This is a genomic window from Psychrobacter sp. Sarcosine-02u-2, from assembly GCF_002836335.1.
GTDB classification, from domain to species: Bacteria; Pseudomonadota; Gammaproteobacteria; order Pseudomonadales; family Moraxellaceae; genus Psychrobacter; species Psychrobacter faecalis.
Genome location: NZ_PJBX01000130.1, coordinates 1 through 16,212, shown reverse-complemented (window position 1 = coordinate 16,212; position 16,212 = coordinate 1). Strand labels below are relative to the sequence as shown.

The following is a 16,212-nucleotide window of genomic DNA, read 5'->3' as shown; positions in this document are numbered from 1 at the left end:
TTCCTTTATATGTGAGATTTTTTTTAATTTATAGATAAGCCAATTCTTGCATCAGCTTATCATAAGCGAATTTTTCTTGCACATTTTGTTGTAGAGCGGTTTTTATTTCTTGCATACTTTTTATAAACGTCTCTAAACTACTTTCAGTAGGTTGATGACTGTGTAAAGACGCTGGTAAATCAATATCCTTTTGCAGCGCATCAAGACCCAAGCATACTCGGCGTATATCAACGAGCATTAGCTCCGACAATTGAATAAACTCGCTTATACTAAGCTGGGTCTGCCAATAGTCGCTTGCCGCTATGCTACTACGCTTGCCGCTACGCAGCGCTTGCCACGTTGTCAGCCATAGTGCGCGCTTGCTATACCATGGTGCTTGCGCAAGGGCGACCGCGGCTAAAGGCGCGCCATTTGCCAACTGTATCAGCTGCTCAATGGCCGCCGTACCGACCGCCTCACGATTGACCGTACTACCTAAAGCATGAGTCACATAGTCAACTGCAACGGCAGGTTCAATGGTCTGTAGTGCCAACTGCTGAACACGGCTTTTTATGGTTGGCAGTAACTGCGCTGGAGTATCACTGATGAGGAATAAATGTACTTGGGCTTGCGGCTCTTCCAAGGTTTTGAGCAACGCATTAGCCGCTGCAACCGTCATTTGCTCTGCGTAATCGAGCACACATATCCGCACGCCCTGCCCGCCTTGATAAATAAATGGCTGCAGAGCACGGATATCATCGACCTTTATTTTTAACGCAGCGTTATTAGCAGCTTTGGCAGATTTTTTGTCTTTTGCGCTGTTAGTTGCTGCTTGTTTAGCATCAGCATGTTCGGCACTGACTGGCATACTAATAAGTGGCAGAACTTGTAAGCTTGGATGTGTCCCTGATCTGAGCCATTGACAACTCTCGCAAATACCGCAAGCGCCAAGCGGATTGTGCTCGCGCTCTCGGCATAATAACCACGCCACCAAACGCCAAACAAAAGCGCGCTTGCCCATGCCCTGCATACCAGCGGCTAAAAGCGCGTGCGGCAAAGATTGCTGCGGCATCAACACCCGCTTGGTCAGCTGTGACCATAGCTCGTTTTGCCATGGTAATAGCGGTGCAAAATATATATTATCCGTCAAAGGCAATGCGCTTGTCATTTCAGTTGTCATTTTGGTTATCTTACTCATAATCACCTAATCGCCGCTCAATACCTTTAGTATGCTATACACGCTAATACACGTAGAATATTTGAATAATTGAACATACCAATTAGCTTGCTTAGGCTATTGCCAATTATATTGTATCAGCAATTTTGAAAATCGACTAAGCTCATTGCATTTAGCCGATTCAAATCTTCTTGAGTATCGACGCCGGCTGGTAGATGACAGCTTGCAGTGGCAATAGCAATTTGACCACCATTTTCTAAAACTCGTAATTGCTCTAGGCTTTCTAATATCTCGAGCGGCGTTTGCGGCCAGTGTACAAATTGCTGTAACAAGCTAACTCTGTAAGCGTATAACCCCAAATGACGATAAGCTTTTTTTGGTGCTTGCTGCTGTATATTTTTATCGTTTGCCAAAACCACATCACGGTCGCACGGAATCGGTGCACGGCTAAAATATAATGCACGCTGTAAATTGCTGGAAGTCTGACTGACAACTTTTACGACCGATGGGCGCATAAAAGTTTCGTAGTCTTCGATAGGCTCGCATAAAGTCGCCATCACGCTGTCGCTATCTTGCATTAGCAGGGCTTTGACTTGCTGTAATAATAACGGCGGTACCAGAGGTTCGTCACCCTGCATATTGACCACGATATCATGCTCAGCCCAGCCTTTGATAGCAGCAACTTCAGCCAAACGGTCAGTCCCTGACGCATGCTCATTACTGGTCATCACCACATCAAAACCTGCCTCTGTGCAAACTTTAGCAATCGTCTCATCATCAGTCGCAATACACATATCGTCAGCAAAATCAGCCAACTGTGCTTTTTCGGCCACCCACAGTATCATTGGTTTGCCATGAATCTTTAATAATGGCTTACCGGGTAAGCGCGTGCTTTTAAAGCGCGCAGGAATAACAATATGAGTTTTGGCTGGCGCAGCTTCAATTGGCATTGTTTCAGCTGATATTAAGTCTGACGACATGGTTTATTCCTATAAAATCATTTACGCTTTTGTGCTTTTAGATAAATTAATATTTAAAGCTTTTAATTGCTGCTGTAAGTTGACATAGCAACTGTCTGATAACACCGCAGTCACTGGCAATACCCATAAGCGATTAACGAGTTCTTGATATTCATCGTTAAGTGGTTGGTGGCTAGACGTATCTATTAGTAACGCTCTGATTTTGACCGCGTCTTTACTGGTGACAATGATCGGCAGCTCGCTATATTGTAAAAGCTCAGTCAAGCTAAAATCATAATGATCAGGATAAGCGTGCCCAATGACATCAAAGCCAAGCGACAATAAAGTATCAAAAAAACGTTGCGGATAACCGATACCGCTTACCGCATGTACCCGACCATTTGGTATAGGTGGCATAAGTGGCATAGGCGTTTTTGCTGCGACACTGAAACCATCTATCTCAACAGCAGAAGGCCATAAAGACTGCAATTTATCCGCTTGTAGATGCATGGTTAAACGATTGGATTGAGCTTGCTTATTATCTTCGGTCGTCCTATCCGCTTTTTCATGATAAACCACATTTGCGCCTTTTAAGCGCGACATGGGTTCACGTAAAAAACCGGTTGGTAGCAGCTGCTGATTACCAAAGCCACGCGACGCATCGACCACAATCCATTCGATATCACGTTGCAGCGCATAATGCTGCAAGCCATCATCAGCAATAATCAGTTGTAAGTCGGGATAAGCATTTAATAAGGTGGTAATAGCCTGCTTACGATTGGGGCAAACGGCCATCGCCGCACCTGTCATATTGACGATTAAACAGGGCTCGTCCCCTACGATGCTTGGTAAGGTATCGGCATGCACCAAAGCGGGCATTTTGCTGCTATCACCGCCATAACCGCGGCTGATAACGCCTACTTTTATACCTTGTTTTTGCAGATGAGTAACCAAGGCAATAATCAACGGTGTCTTACCGCTGCCGCCTACCGTGATATTACCAATCACCATCAGCGGAATAGGCGCACGATAACTGGAAAACAGGCCTACCTGATAAGCCTGACGGCGCACCATCGTAATGAATCCATACAACCAGCTGACAGGCAGTAGCAGCCAGAGCCAAGCAGCCTGACGTTGCCAGGCACGCGTCATTGTGGTTTCAATACTCATGATGATGTGTTATTTATCCTAGTTATGCAGCCATCTTTATTCAAAATCACGCGCGTACATTTGCGCATAATGGCCATGTAGTTGCATTAGCTCTTCATGGGTGCCTAATTCGACAATTTGACCACTATCTAACACCGCAATACGGTCAGCTGATTCAATCGTTGTTAAACGATGGGCAATCACCAGTGTCGTCCTATCTTTCATGACGTTATCGAGTGCTTTTTGAATATAGTATTCTGACTCATTATCTAAGGCACTGGTGGCTTCATCTAAAATCAAAATCGGTGCGTCTTTCAATAACGCACGCGCAATCGAGATACGCTGACGTTGACCACCTGACAGCTGCAAGCCTTCAGCGCCAATCTCACTTTGATAGCCATTTGGCATTTTCATAATAAAATCATGGGCAAAAGCGTCTTTTGCAGCGCGCTCGACCTCAGCTTGAGTTTTATTTGCCAAGCTGCCATAGGCAATATTATTAAACACCGTGGTATTAAACAGTACCACTTGCTGATTGACCATCGCAATTTGCGCGCGCAAGCTTTCAAGCTTGATGTCGCCAATTGGCATACCGTCAAGGGTGATTTGCCCCGAGGACGTATTTAAAGTACGCGTGAGTAAGTTAACGAGTGAAGACTTACCAGCGCCGCTACGGCCGACCAGTGCTATCGTCTCGCCTGCACGCACATCCAAAGTAAAATCACGCAGCGCCACCGTTGAATCAGGATAAACCAAACTGACATTATCGAACTGAATGTCACCTGCTAAAGTCGGGCTAAGTATGCCTGTGTCTTGTTCTTCTGGCTCATCCAACAAAGTAAAGATTGACTCACCCGCGGCAAGCCCTTTTTGCAATTTTTGATTGATATCAGTGAGTGAGCGCACCGGCTTACTTAATAATCCTGCGGCAGCAATATAGGAGATAAACTCACCTGCCGAGATATTATCTATTACCGCAGGACGCAGCGCGAGCCATACAACGACCGCCATCGCCATCGCCATCAATAACTGCACCGCTGGGGTATTGATGCTATTGGTCACCACGACCTTCATGCCTTGGCGCAAGTTTTTCTTTGAGGTTATATCAAAACGCTTGGCTTCATACGCTTGTCCGCCATAATTTTTCACTACCTGATAGCCGCCGATGACCTCATTGGTGATGTGGCTGACACTACCCATGGTTTCTTGAATGCCTTTAGACAGCTTTAGATAACGCTTTGAGGCCACCCGTATCAACCATAAAATCGGCGGTAGCACCACAAATAAAATTAAGGTTAAACGCCAGTTGCTATAAAGCAAAAAACCTATCAAAGCCACCACGGTCAAACCATCGCGCAACAAGGTTTTCATTGAATCAGTACTGGCTGCAGTTACCTGCTCAACATCAAAAATGAGCTTGGATGAAATAGTCCCTGCTGGATTTGCCAGATAGAACGAGCTTGGCAAACGCAAAAGCTTATTGAACACTTGAACGCGTAACTCATAAACAAGATTGCGCGATACCAAAGCCGTATAGTAATTACCCAAAAAACTGCCCACGCCGCGGACAAAAAACAGCGCCACGATAATAAATGGAAATAAGTCCTGTTTGCTTTGATCGTTTTGATTGATGGCATCAGTGATATATTGCAATAACTTGGCAATCCAAATCTCTGTTGCCGCATTAATCGCAAAGCCTATTATGACCAAGATTAGCGCCCACCAATAAGGTTTAAGGTAGCTTAATAGCCGCAATAAAGTCCTATGCCTAGGCGTATTTGATGGCGCTGCTGACAACTTTTTAGCAGAATTTTTTTTAGAGTCAGGTTGATAAGCTTGGCTCATAAAAGCCTCAATTTAGGTATAAAAAGAAATGACACAAATGCAGCAGTAGCAAGTGAACATAAAATACAGCAGTAAAAACACCAAGGGTTATGATAGTGGCGTTTGATGTTTTTACTGTAGCAATATATCAAACGCCCTAAAATTTACTGCGGCGCAGATTCTGGTAAAGGCTGCCCAAGTGGCACAACCGTACTGATATTGAGATTTAAAAAACCCAGTTTACCAGCGATATCCATGACCCGTACCACCGATTGATGGGTAGCATTTGCATCAGCAGCAATGACAAATAGCATATCACGATTGCTTCCCGCTTCTTGCTGAAGCATGTTAGTCAGCTCGGCCTCATCGCTACTCGCAAGGGTGATGCCATTAACCAAATAACTGCCATCTTCTTGCACAGCGACTTCAATACTGTTTTGCTCTTCTGTTAATGCTACCCCTTCCGCTTCCGGAAGAATAATATTTAAGCGGCTAAAGTGATTGAACGAGGTGGCAAGCAGTAAAAATACGATTAAAAATAATAAACAATCAATCATCGGCGTCAGATTGATTTCAAGTGGCTCAACGGTCGGTTTTCTAAAACGCATATCGCTCTCTTTAATGGGCTGCAATGTACAGATTCAACAAATAAGTGACATCACACAATTAAGTTGCTGTAGCGGCTGTCTCTAAATCCGAGGTGTCAAGTGAAAGTTCATAACCCTTAGTTTTAGTTGTTTCCGACCCATTAGCAGGTAGAGACATGGTAGAGGCATGCGTATTGTCTAGCAATTGATAATCATACAATTCTTGAATCATCAGTCCCGCTTGCGTTACAAACTGCGCATTGATATCGATAATACGGCGCTGAAAATAGCGGTAAGCAACCAGAGCCGGAATAGCCACAATCATACCAGCCGCCGTAGTAATCAATGCTTGTGACACGCCAGCAGCTAGCATCGTTGGGTCTTGCATCGCGCCATCAGTAATCGCTAGAAATGACGAGATAATACCCAACACCGTACCTAGCAAACCAAGCAATGGCGCAATCGCCCCAATGGTGCCGAGCATATTAATGTTTTTTTTCTAACTGATGCACTTGTACACTGGCGCGGTTTTGCATATGCATTGTCATTGAGTCGAGGCCATATTGACGATACAGCAGACCGGTCGCTAGAATATCGCCTAAAGGGGTTTTCTCTTTGACATTCATCAGCTGCGTACGGCCAATATCACCGTTCTCACGGAGGCGGGTTATCAGCTGTTCGCGCAATCTATTAGGTACAATTTTATTAAACTGCAACGTATGACTGCGCTCGATAATAATTACTAACGCCAATATTGAGCACACCACGATAGGGGTCATCAGCCAACCACCTGCTTTTACCAGCTCCCACATACGCACTCTCTTCTATGTTTTTGTTAATTATTAAAAGACGGTTTTACGTTTGTATTTTTAATAAAAATATTAAGCCTGCGCTTCTATATGCTTGATCAAAGCCGCTAGCTGATCATGATTGTGAAAAAATATCTCAACGCTACCCTGCCCATCTTTTTTATGTTTGAGCTTTACTTCTGCGCCTAACATGTCAGTTAAACGCTGGGTTAAGCGCTCAACATCGCGAGACTGTACTTGCTCGGCACGATTAGCTTTTGGTGCTGGCTGTAGGATAGATTTCACTAGCTTTTCAGCTTCGCGTACCGTCATGCCTGCATCAATGATTTTTTGCGCAATGATAGGCTGCTGTTCTGATGATAGCGCCAACAGGGTACGCGCATGGCCCATATCTAAAGCGCTAGTTGCTAAATGGTCTTTAACTGTATCGTGCAGCTGATTCAAGCGCAAAAGATTCGATACCGTGGTACGCGCTTTACCAACGACTTCGGCAATCATGGCGTGACTCATACCAAATTCTGTATGAAAGCGCTGCAGGGCAGCCGCCTGCTCAATCACCGATAAATCTTCGCGCTGAATATTTTCAATCAAGGCCAGCGCAATGGCCAATTCATCAGATAGTGCACGTTCAATCGCTGGTATAACCGATTTACCCGCCATTTTTGCCGCACGCCAGCGGCGCTCGCCAGCGATAATCTCATGCGTCACCAATGCTTCGCTTTTATCTTCATTCGCCAGTAATGGACGAATAACAATCGGCTGCATAACGCCATGCTGCTCAATAGAAGAAGCCAATTCTGCCAGCGCCGTTTCGCTCATATCACGGCGCGGCTGATACTTACCTGCTTGCAGACGCGTGACATCGATTTGTACCAAGCTGATTTGGTCTTCAGAAGCGCTATTTTCTGTGACGTTCGCGCGCGCTTTATTAGCAGGGGCTTTTTTTATCGTCCGCGCTTTACGATTATTATTGTCAGTGGTTTGTTCAGACACTGGCAAGGCAGAAGGCTTGTTAACAGCCGCAGCTGTGCTATCTTCTTGCTTAATAGGTTGTGGTATTTTGGTTGACTCAGTATGCTCACGCACTACCGTGTCATCTTGTAAGGCAGAGGCGGCAATTTGCTTTTCTTTTTTGATTGACCCTAATAAGGCATCTAAGCCTCGATTGGCAGCCAACCCTCTTTTCTTTGCCATGATTACCTATCCTCTAACGCTAAAATAAAAAGCCAAATATTGCTAAATACCGGCTTACTGATAAATATAATTTGCTGTTCTTTTATTAACTTGCAACATGAACTTATAATGATGCGCTCTGCTTTATCACCTCAGCCGCCAGTTTTTGATAGGCGCGCGCACCTTTTGACCATCTCTCGTAAGCAATAACTGGCAAGCCATGTGCGGGCGCTTCAGCCAAACGAATATTTCTTGGAATATGAGTTTTATACATAATATCACCAAAGTGCGCCTCTAACTCAGCAGACACATCACGCGCTAAGGTATTGCGCGCATCGAATAAGGTTCTGACCACACCGCGAATATAGAGCTTAGGATTAAGTTCAGTGAGACGCTCAATCGTCTGCGACAAATCCGCCAAACCTTCTAGGGCATAATATTCACACTGCATGGGAATAATAACGCTATCGGTGGCAACTAATGCATTAATCGTCAGCAAGTTTAAGCTTGGTGCACAGTCGATAATCACATAATCGTAAGCAGATTTATTGGTCGCGATTTGATCCTTGGCCAACTGCGCCATTGCCGTCTTAAAGAGCTCATGACTATTGGTTTTGCTCATTAAAGTAATGTCCATCCCTGCCAAATCACGATTGGCGCCGATGACATCAAACCCAGCTGGACTACTCACAATCGCCTCAGATAGCGCAACGCCATCAAGCAGTACATCAGCGATGGTCAAGTCCAAGGCGTTCTTATCGACACCTGTGCCACTGGTCGCATTGCCCTGTGGGTCTAAGTCAATCAGTAGTACATGCTTGCGCTTGGCCGCTAAGCTGGCGGTCAAATTTACTGCCGTCGTGGTTTTCCCCACGCCGCCTTTTTGATTCGCAATCGCTATGATTTCCATACACTCACTCAATTTAATTAGAATCTGTTACTGATTTTTACTACAGTATTTTTGCCGCTCAAGCTTATTATATTACTCAAATACCTGACACTTACCTATAAGTCTATTTAGACACCAGCGTACACGCCACTTATGACTAAAGAACAATTGTTGCCTCACATAGCGTGACGTGCTCATAGCTTAGACATTTTTATAAGATAATTCAATTAAATGACGACTATCTTGTAAACGCGGTACTTTTAATGCAATCGTTCTTATCTGCCAAGCGTCACTTAGCGCCTGTAGCTCTTCATCGCTTGGCGCTTTGCCTTTCATCGCGCATAAATAGCCATTTTCTGCCAAGCGCGGCTGCGCCACTTCGACAAAATCAATCAAGCTAGCAAAAGCTCTCGACGTTACCACCTCATAGCTGGCTTCATGCGCTTCAATACGCGAGGCGATTGGGTGCATGTTACTCAAACCAAGCTCGCTACTGATTTGCTTAATAAAACGAATTTTTTTCTGATTGCTATCAAGGGCGGTACATTGGCGCTCAGGCTGACAGATAGCGATAATCACCGCTGGCAAGCCCGCTCCCGTACCAATATCAAGCAGCGACCCTGACGGTAAATGCGTTATAATAGCCAAACAATCGATGATATGTTTGATAAGCGCCTCGACTGGATCGGTAATCGCGGTCAGATTATACGCTTTATTCCATAATAAAAGCTGGTCTAAATACAATAATAACGTGCGCTGCTGTTGTGCGCTTAACGTAAGACTCAACTCATCTATTGCTTGCGCGAGCATAGTGGCCAGCTTAGGTAATTGCGCACCGAGCTTTACAAAGCCTGTCGGGTCAATATGACTGTTACCCGTGCTAGCAGACGATGAAGAGGTTTTAGTAGAATCTGACATACGGGTTATCCAGTTTTAACATGTGAACCGTCTATTTTATCATGCGCTCTGCTCATTGAATAGTTGCAGATTGCGCCAATGTACGCCATCTTATACTATCTACGCCTATGTCGAGGGCTTATCTTGTTGAATAATTAGCAAGTCATCGTAATAAAATCTCTATTATTACAGCCTAATAAGCTAAAACTTTCACTTTACTATGATACAAAACTGCGCTGAATGTCTTGTCTAAAACGCGCCGATATCTTGTAAGATGTTCTTATTTACTATTATAAATGTAAGCATGATTAAAAATACATTCCTAAACTTAAAGCGCAAACAGCAAAAAATCAATAACCATTCCACCCTTTTAAAACGACTTACTATATAACTATGACCGAACCGCAAAACACTCCTATAAATCAAGATTCAAAAGACAGCAAATCTATGGCAACACCTGTTAAAAATTCAGCAGTAACAAAAGCATCTAAGCCAGCCAATACAAAGCCGACAGCAATAAAGGCGGACGAAACTGATGAACAAGAGCGCACTTTAGATATGCCTAATACGCCTCATCCGGTATTTATCGAGGTTAATGAGCGCTGTCTTATTAGTGCCGAGCAGCTGAAGCGTTATACCAATCCTGATGAGCTACCGAGCGATACCCGCACTGCCCCTGATTTAGATGTCGGCTTTGGGCAACAGCGCGCCCTGAAAGCCTTGCAGACGGCGCTGGATATTCATGCCAGCGGCTATCATGTGTTTGCCGCGGGCGAAAATGGTTTAGGTAAACGCACGGTTATAAATCGTTTATTACAACGAATTGCCGCTGACGCACCGACGCCAGATGATTGGGTTTATGTGCACAATTTTACCGACCCGCGTACACCGCAAGCGCTACGTCTACCTGCCGGACAAGGGCAGATATTGCAGCAACAGGTTAATCAACTATGGCAGCAAGCCAAAAAACGACTTAGCCAACGCTTTCGTAGCGACCAGTATCAAAGCAAAATCGAAGCGATTAAAAATGACACCCATCAAAAAGAAAGTCAGGCTTACGATGACCTTAATACCGAAGGTAAACAGTACGATTTGGCACTGACGTTTCGCGCATTTGATAATAAAGCGGTATTTGTCCATCCTAGCAAGTTATCTACCGAAGAAAATCATCAGAGCACTGACCATTCAAAAATTTCTAGTAGCCAAAAAAATCAAACAACAGAAGAAAAAACTGCGCCCCCTACTAAAAATAATCTTGATGATGATAATGCTAACAGCGAGTATGGCAACGCATACGGCAAAAGCGAATATGAAGCTGAGCTGAATAATTTTGCCCAAAAAAACCATATGCAAAAGCGCTTAAGCCAGCTAACCATTGCGCTAGAGCAATTAGAAGACGAAGCCAATGATGCCATTGAAGCACTGCATCGCAATATTGCACGTCGTGCGCTACAACCTTTATTTGCGCCTATTTATGAGCAATTTGCTGCTCATCCCTTGGTTGTCGAGTATCTAAAAACCGTATTTGCCGATATGGTCACTCATGTCGAGCGCATCGTTAACGGTGATGATGAGGAGTTTGTGACGGCCGTTCTTGCCACAACGCCGAGCCGCTATGCCGTCAACGTCATTGTCAGTCACGCGCCAGATAGTGGCGCCCCGGTCATCTTTGAAGATTTGCCGACGCATTTAAACCTATTGGGTCATGTCGAGCAAATCACCCAATTGGGCACAGTGACCACCGATGTCAGTATGATTCGAGCAGGCGCCCTGCACCGTGCCAATGGCGGTTATCTGTTGTTAGAAGCCAGTCATCTGCTTGAGCATCCTTACGCCTGGCAAGGCCTTAAACGCGCCCTGCAATCTCGCAAAATCAGACTATCTAGCCTTGAGCAGATGCTAACCTTGACAGGCAGTTTGTCGCTTGCACCCGCACCGATTGACCTTGATATTAAGGTAATTTTGCTTGGCGAAGCGGATTTATATTACGAATTACTCGAGCTTGAGGCAGAGTTTGATGCGGTATTTAAAGTACGTGCCGACTTTCACGACGATGTGACACGTAGCCCTGAACATGAATTAGCATTGGTGGCAAAAATGGCTGACATCATTGACCATGCCAACCTTTATCCGTTTGATAGTAGCGCCCAAGCTGCCTTACTTGAGCATTTAAGCTTACAAGCCGAAGACCAAGACCGCTTGAGTTTGCATAGTGATTTATTGATTAAGCTGTTGCATGAATCCAACCGCCATGCACGTTTGAGCGGTAAAAACATCGTTAGCGCCATACACGTGACCCACGCTATTGACGATATGGACGAGCGCTCAGGATACTTGCGCGACCTTTATTGGGATGAGCTAAAAAATGGCCAGCAGCTGATTCAGACCCAAGGTGATGCGGTCGGACAAGTCAATGCGCTCACCGTCGTCAGCTACGCGGATAGCGAGTTTGGTATGCCTGCGCGTCTGACCGCGGTTATTCAGCCAAATATTGGCGCTGGCGAAATCCTCGATATCGAGCGGGATGTCGATTTGGGCGGCAGCTTACACGCTAAAGGCATGCTGATTATGACCAGCTATTTGCGCGCCTTATTTAGTCAGCATCATGCGCTCAACTTTAGCGCCTCGCTCGCTTTTGAGCAAAGTTACGCTCATATCGATGGTGATAGTGCCACGGTCAGTGAAGGCTGTGCGCTGCTGTCCGCTTTAGCAAACGTCCCGATCAATCAATCTTTTGCAATTACCGGCTCAATGAATCAGTTAGGCGAAGTCCAAGCCGTCGGCGGTATCAATTCTAAAATCGCGGGTTTCTTTGACGCTTGCCGCGAGCAAGAGCTGACCGGACAACAAGGCGTGGTTATCCCAATGGCCAATGTCAAACAATTAATGCTACGTGACGATATTATCGCCGCTGTTCAAGCAGAGCAATTTCATATTTATGGCGTGCAGACGCTTAGTGAAGCCTTGACCTTAATGACGGGTCTGCCTGTCGATACCATGAATAAAAAAGGTCGCTACCGTAAAGACACTCTATTTGGTAAAGTGTTAAGTCGGTTGATGCTTTGGGATGAAAATCAAAACGCTGATGACGAAGTCGATGATAAAAAATCGAAGAAAAAGGATAAAAAGAGGCGTAAGGCCAAACGTCAAAAAAAACAAGATAAGCAAAAAAAAGCCAAGAAAGAACAAGATGACTGCTGCGCAACTACAGCAGAGCAACTCTAGACGCTGATATGCTTTTCTGCGATGATGAGTTTTTTGCGCTTTGCTGTTTTAATAAGCTGTATTCATAAATAATACCCTTATAAAAATTAAACTCGTGACTGAATAAAGGTTATCTTTAATGACTGTACATTCTACTGACGCCGATGGTCTTCAATCGCAAGCAGCTAATACTAAGCAAGCAACTGCGCTAGTGACTAAAGAAGTAACGAAAGAATTAGCTGCGCAAAATGACGAAGTTGTAACAGAGAATAAAGCGTCTGAGGAAGCAGTAGGTAATCGCCATGGTGCAGCGACGACGGCGCGACAATGGCAAGTATTGTCGCAGTTGCAGCGCAATCGTTGGGTAGGTACCACACATGTCTACGAGCAGCTTAAATTGGCAGGTTTTGATATCAGTTTACGCACCGTGCAACGCGATTTAAATGCCCTTGCCAAACGCTTTCCTATCGAAAAAAACAATGCCAATCCACAAGGCTGGCGTTGGAAAGACGATGCGCCGCTGCAAAGCTTACCGCATATGAATTTATCGCAAGCGGTTGCCTTTAATATGGTCGAAGCCAATCTAAGCCAGCTGCTGCCGCCGGTTATTTTAGATGAGCTTTTTCCTTGGTTTGATTTGGCACGCCGGCAGCTTAAAAACAGCAAAGTCACCCATTCATGGATTGATAGGGTGCGTATCGAGCCTGCCTCGCAGCCTTTGATTGCGCCGCATATTGATTTGGAAAGTAAAGACAATATTTATCATGCGTTGTTTTATCAACTACAAATAAAAGCCAGTTATACTCGTAGCGATAAATCCCAAGCCAGCGAATACATTCTAAATCCCATTGCTATCATCCAGCGTGGGGTGATTATTTACTTATTGGCGACGCGTACCGATGACCCAGACGTAATTATTCGTACCTTTGCCCTCCACCGCTTTGCCAGCGTTGAGATACTAGAAAGCGCGGCTCAAACCCCTGATAATTTCCACCTCGATAACTATTTAGATGCAGGTGGCATGGGCTTTAGCCATCCTCTATTTAGTCAGCTACCCGATCGTGGCAAACATACCGCCGTTGAGCTACAATTTACCAAACAAGCGGGCAAAAGCTTAACGGAAAGCAAGCTGAGTGACGACCAGACCGTGACCATCAGTAGTGATGAAACCCTAACCATACGCGCAACCGTCAACTTAACCTCACAGCTGGTTTGGTGGCTACGTGGCTTTGGCAGTGGTCTATTAGACGCCAAACCTGCGCTCCTATATCAAGCGGTTTTAGATAAACCCATCACTGATGCATAGCGACAATAAAAAGGTGGCTAATGATTATTTATGATAACTATTAACGATGATAAAAATTTAACCGCTGTAGCCAATACGCCAACGTTTATCTTAATTAAAAACCTAATACAAGATTAAAAACCCAAAAGGAATATTATGTCAGCCACTACCCCATCACCGTTACTTTCAGACAGTTTAAGAGCGCTGGGTTTAGACACGGGGACATTATTTTTTGCGCTCAATTATGAATTTACTAAGATTGAGCAAAAAGGCTTATTTAAAAACCTAAAAAAACGCTTTAAGAAAAATGAAGGCGCGATTGATATTGATTTGGCCTGCGTACTATATAACGACAACTGCACCATCAGCGATATCGTTTGGTTTAAACAGTTACGGGATAAGGCACAATCCGTCAAACATCAAGGCGATAGTCTCAACGGCAAAGACCGCGGTGAACAAGCGATGTATCTTGCGCCCCTTGACCAAGAGCAAATCAGAATTTATTTGGATAAAATACCCGCGCATATCACTCACATTGCCTTAATCGCTAACTCTTACCACGACCTACCGTTTAGCAGAGTCAAAAAAGGTGAGATTCATTTAAGCGATGATGAAGGCAACCGCGTTTTTGAGGTTAATTTAAAGCAGCTACCACGCGACTGTGTGACGCTTTGGGCGGCACATTTGCAGCGAGAAGTGGACGATTGGCATTTGACCTTGCAAAATCTACCGCTACCTGCAAAAGATTTAGCAACCGCCGCGCAAGAAGTGGCGCATGAATTGGCACGCGCTCTACCGATTACGCCAGCTATGTATAACTGATGTATAACCAATATTAGATTGGTTTTTAGCTATCAATTAAAAAACTTATCGATTAAAAAAAGGTAAAACGCTAATTAACGTTTTACCCTTGTTCTTTTTAAATAAGAATTTTTACATACTCCTCTTATTCTAACGGCTCACCGCAATGCGGACAAAAATTCTTTTGTCGCACTTCCTTTTCTCGGCGCTCAAGCTCTTTTTCGCGCAGTACTTGCAGTACGATTTCTTGCGCTTGCTCCTTATCCAATCCAAGCTCGCGGCGAATCTTTTCAATCATCATCTGATTTTGCACCAAATCAAAATCACTATCGACCAGTTGTTCGCGAAAATCTTGCTCAAGCTCTTCTCGGCGCTGACTGAGCTCATTTGCCAAACCCGTCGCCAAGATACCCGCTGGCAAAGCCGCAAGACCAACGCCAAGTATGGTGATAAGTGCACCTAATATCTTACCAGCATTGGTGATAGGTGTGACATCGCCGTAACCTACCGTCGTCAGGGTGACCACCGCCCACCACATAGCTTTGGGTATCGACTCAAACTCCTCAGGCTGGGCGTGGTTTTCGACCAAATAAATGCCACTCGACGCTGTCACAATCATAATAATTAAGATAAAAATGACCGCTTGAAACGAGCCTTTTTCCTTACTGATAACCACCAATAAAATACGCAGGGAGGCAAAATAGCGGGTAAGTTTCAGAATCCGAAATAGGCGCAAAATACGTAAGAAGCGCAAATCGATACTGACAAAGAAATTCAAAAATGCCGGAGCAATCGCAATGATATCAATCAACGCCGATGGACTTTTCAGCCAATCCCAGCGCTGACGCCACGTCGTATTATCAGGTTTGGCTTCAGCGACACTCCATAACCTCAGTAAATACTCGATAGAAAAGATCACGATAGAGAAGTTTTCAAACCACGTAAAATACGCTTGATACGGGTAATACCAGTTGTCAACCGACTCAGCGATAACCGCCGTGACGTTCGCCATAATCAAAAAAATGAGAAAGTAATCGACATAACGACTAAAGAGCGTGTCATGCTCATCGTTTTGCAAAATGTTATAGACGAAAAGACGCAAGCGCCGAATAGATTGGAATAGCATGCCGTCCCTATGTGGTGTAATACCGGTTTTATGTGATAAAAATCAGGTGGGAGATATCAACAAAAAGGTAGTTGCGCTTGCAGAATCAATGAGGGTTTTTTAAACAATTTATCGCAATTTTTGCTTCAGACGTTATGATTATACAAAATTTATGTAATAAATGTAGGTCGCGATTACTAATAGCAGCGCCGTGACAAAAAATATCAAACGTAAAAAACGCTCATCCGCTCGTAATTGATTGCTTAAGTTTTGGGCTGGTAATAAAAACAAGCCACATTTAGGACAACAGGCATCTATTTGGTTTAAAAGCTTAATTGAGCGGGCATTTTCGCAGCGCAGCGGAGAGTTACTAC

The 16,212-nt window shown here is 44.5% G+C and carries 13 protein-coding genes and 1 pseudogene; 3 read left to right on the top strand and 11 right to left on the bottom strand.

Going from position 1 to position 16,212, the window contains the following annotated elements; translation table 11 throughout:
- Positions 1–28: 28 nt before the first annotated feature.
- The 9 genes and pseudogenes from CXF58_RS04520 to rsmG all read right to left on the bottom strand — a co-directional run bounded on the left by CXF58_RS04520 (position 29) and on the right by rsmG (position 9,464).
- Complete coding sequence (locus CXF58_RS04520; RefSeq protein WP_228706536.1) at positions 29–1,159, bottom strand: DNA polymerase III subunit delta'; 1,131 nt, start codon at positions 1,157–1,159, stop codon at positions 29–31.
- Positions 1,160–1,293: 134 nt separating this feature from the next.
- Positions 1,294–2,136, bottom strand: coding sequence for a 3-deoxy-manno-octulosonate cytidylyltransferase (gene kdsB / locus CXF58_RS04515; protein WP_228706535.1), 843 nt, complete (start codon positions 2,134–2,136; stop codon positions 1,294–1,296).
- A 21-nt stretch (positions 2,137–2,157) separates the two neighbouring features.
- Entirely contained in the window at positions 2,158–3,285 is a 1,128-nt protein-coding gene (lpxK, locus tag CXF58_RS04510; RefSeq protein WP_102076728.1) for a tetraacyldisaccharide 4'-kinase, read from the bottom strand.
- Between the two features lie 36 nt (positions 3,286–3,321).
- On the bottom strand, positions 3,322–5,109 hold the full coding sequence (msbA, locus tag CXF58_RS04505) for a lipid A export permease/ATP-binding protein MsbA (RefSeq protein WP_102076727.1): 1,788 nt from the start codon (positions 5,107–5,109) through the stop codon (positions 3,322–3,324).
- Between the two features lie 143 nt (positions 5,110–5,252).
- Entirely contained in the window at positions 5,253–5,696 is a 444-nt protein-coding gene (locus CXF58_RS04500) for an ExbD/TolR family protein (RefSeq protein ID WP_068404870.1), read from the bottom strand.
- Between the two features lie 58 nt (positions 5,697–5,754).
- Positions 5,755–6,487 (bottom strand): annotated as a pseudogene (locus CXF58_RS14120) (MotA/TolQ/ExbB proton channel family protein).
- Between the two features lie 69 nt (positions 6,488–6,556).
- Positions 6,557–7,678 carry a ParB/RepB/Spo0J family partition protein gene (locus CXF58_RS04490; RefSeq protein ID WP_102076726.1) on the bottom strand — a complete coding sequence of 374 codons (1,122 nt, stop codon included), beginning with the start codon at positions 7,676–7,678 and terminating at the stop codon, positions 6,557–6,559.
- Between the two features lie 103 nt (positions 7,679–7,781).
- Positions 7,782–8,567, bottom strand: a complete 786-nt coding sequence (locus CXF58_RS04485; RefSeq protein ID WP_102076725.1) for a ParA family protein — start codon at positions 8,565–8,567, stop codon at positions 7,782–7,784.
- A 180-nt stretch (positions 8,568–8,747) separates the two neighbouring features.
- Positions 8,748–9,464: a 16S rRNA (guanine(527)-N(7))-methyltransferase RsmG gene (gene rsmG, locus CXF58_RS04480; protein ID WP_102076724.1), complete on the bottom strand. Its 717-nt coding sequence runs from the start codon at positions 9,462–9,464 to the stop codon at positions 8,748–8,750.
- A gap of 372 nt (positions 9,465–9,836) precedes the next feature.
- Here rsmG and CXF58_RS04475 point away from each other — a divergent pair, with 372 nt between their 5' ends.
- The 3 genes from CXF58_RS04475 (at position 9,837) to CXF58_RS04465 (ending at position 14,754) form a co-directional block, all read left to right on the top strand.
- Positions 9,837–12,668 carry an ATP-binding protein gene (locus CXF58_RS04475; RefSeq protein WP_102076723.1) on the top strand — a complete coding sequence of 944 codons (2,832 nt, stop codon included), beginning with the start codon at positions 9,837–9,839 and terminating at the stop codon, positions 12,666–12,668.
- Between the two features lie 118 nt (positions 12,669–12,786).
- Positions 12,787–13,953, top strand: a complete 1,167-nt coding sequence (locus CXF58_RS04470; protein ID WP_102076722.1) for a helix-turn-helix transcriptional regulator — start codon at positions 12,787–12,789, stop codon at positions 13,951–13,953.
- Positions 13,954–14,088: 135 nt separating this feature from the next.
- Positions 14,089–14,754, top strand: a complete 666-nt coding sequence (locus CXF58_RS04465) for a TerD family protein (protein WP_102076721.1) — start codon at positions 14,089–14,091, stop codon at positions 14,752–14,754.
- Positions 14,755–14,878: 124 nt separating this feature from the next.
- On the opposite strand, the gene CXF58_RS04460 is transcribed toward CXF58_RS04465, so the two are convergent.
- Together CXF58_RS04460 and CXF58_RS13920 are read right to left on the bottom strand one after the other, a co-directional pair.
- Positions 14,879–15,859 carry an ion transporter gene (locus CXF58_RS04460; protein ID WP_102076720.1) on the bottom strand — a complete coding sequence of 327 codons (981 nt, stop codon included), beginning with the start codon at positions 15,857–15,859 and terminating at the stop codon, positions 14,879–14,881.
- Positions 15,860–15,997: 138 nt separating this feature from the next.
- On the bottom strand, positions 15,998–16,212 hold a 215-nt coding region (locus tag CXF58_RS13920), incomplete at its 5' end, for a hypothetical protein (protein WP_219621720.1).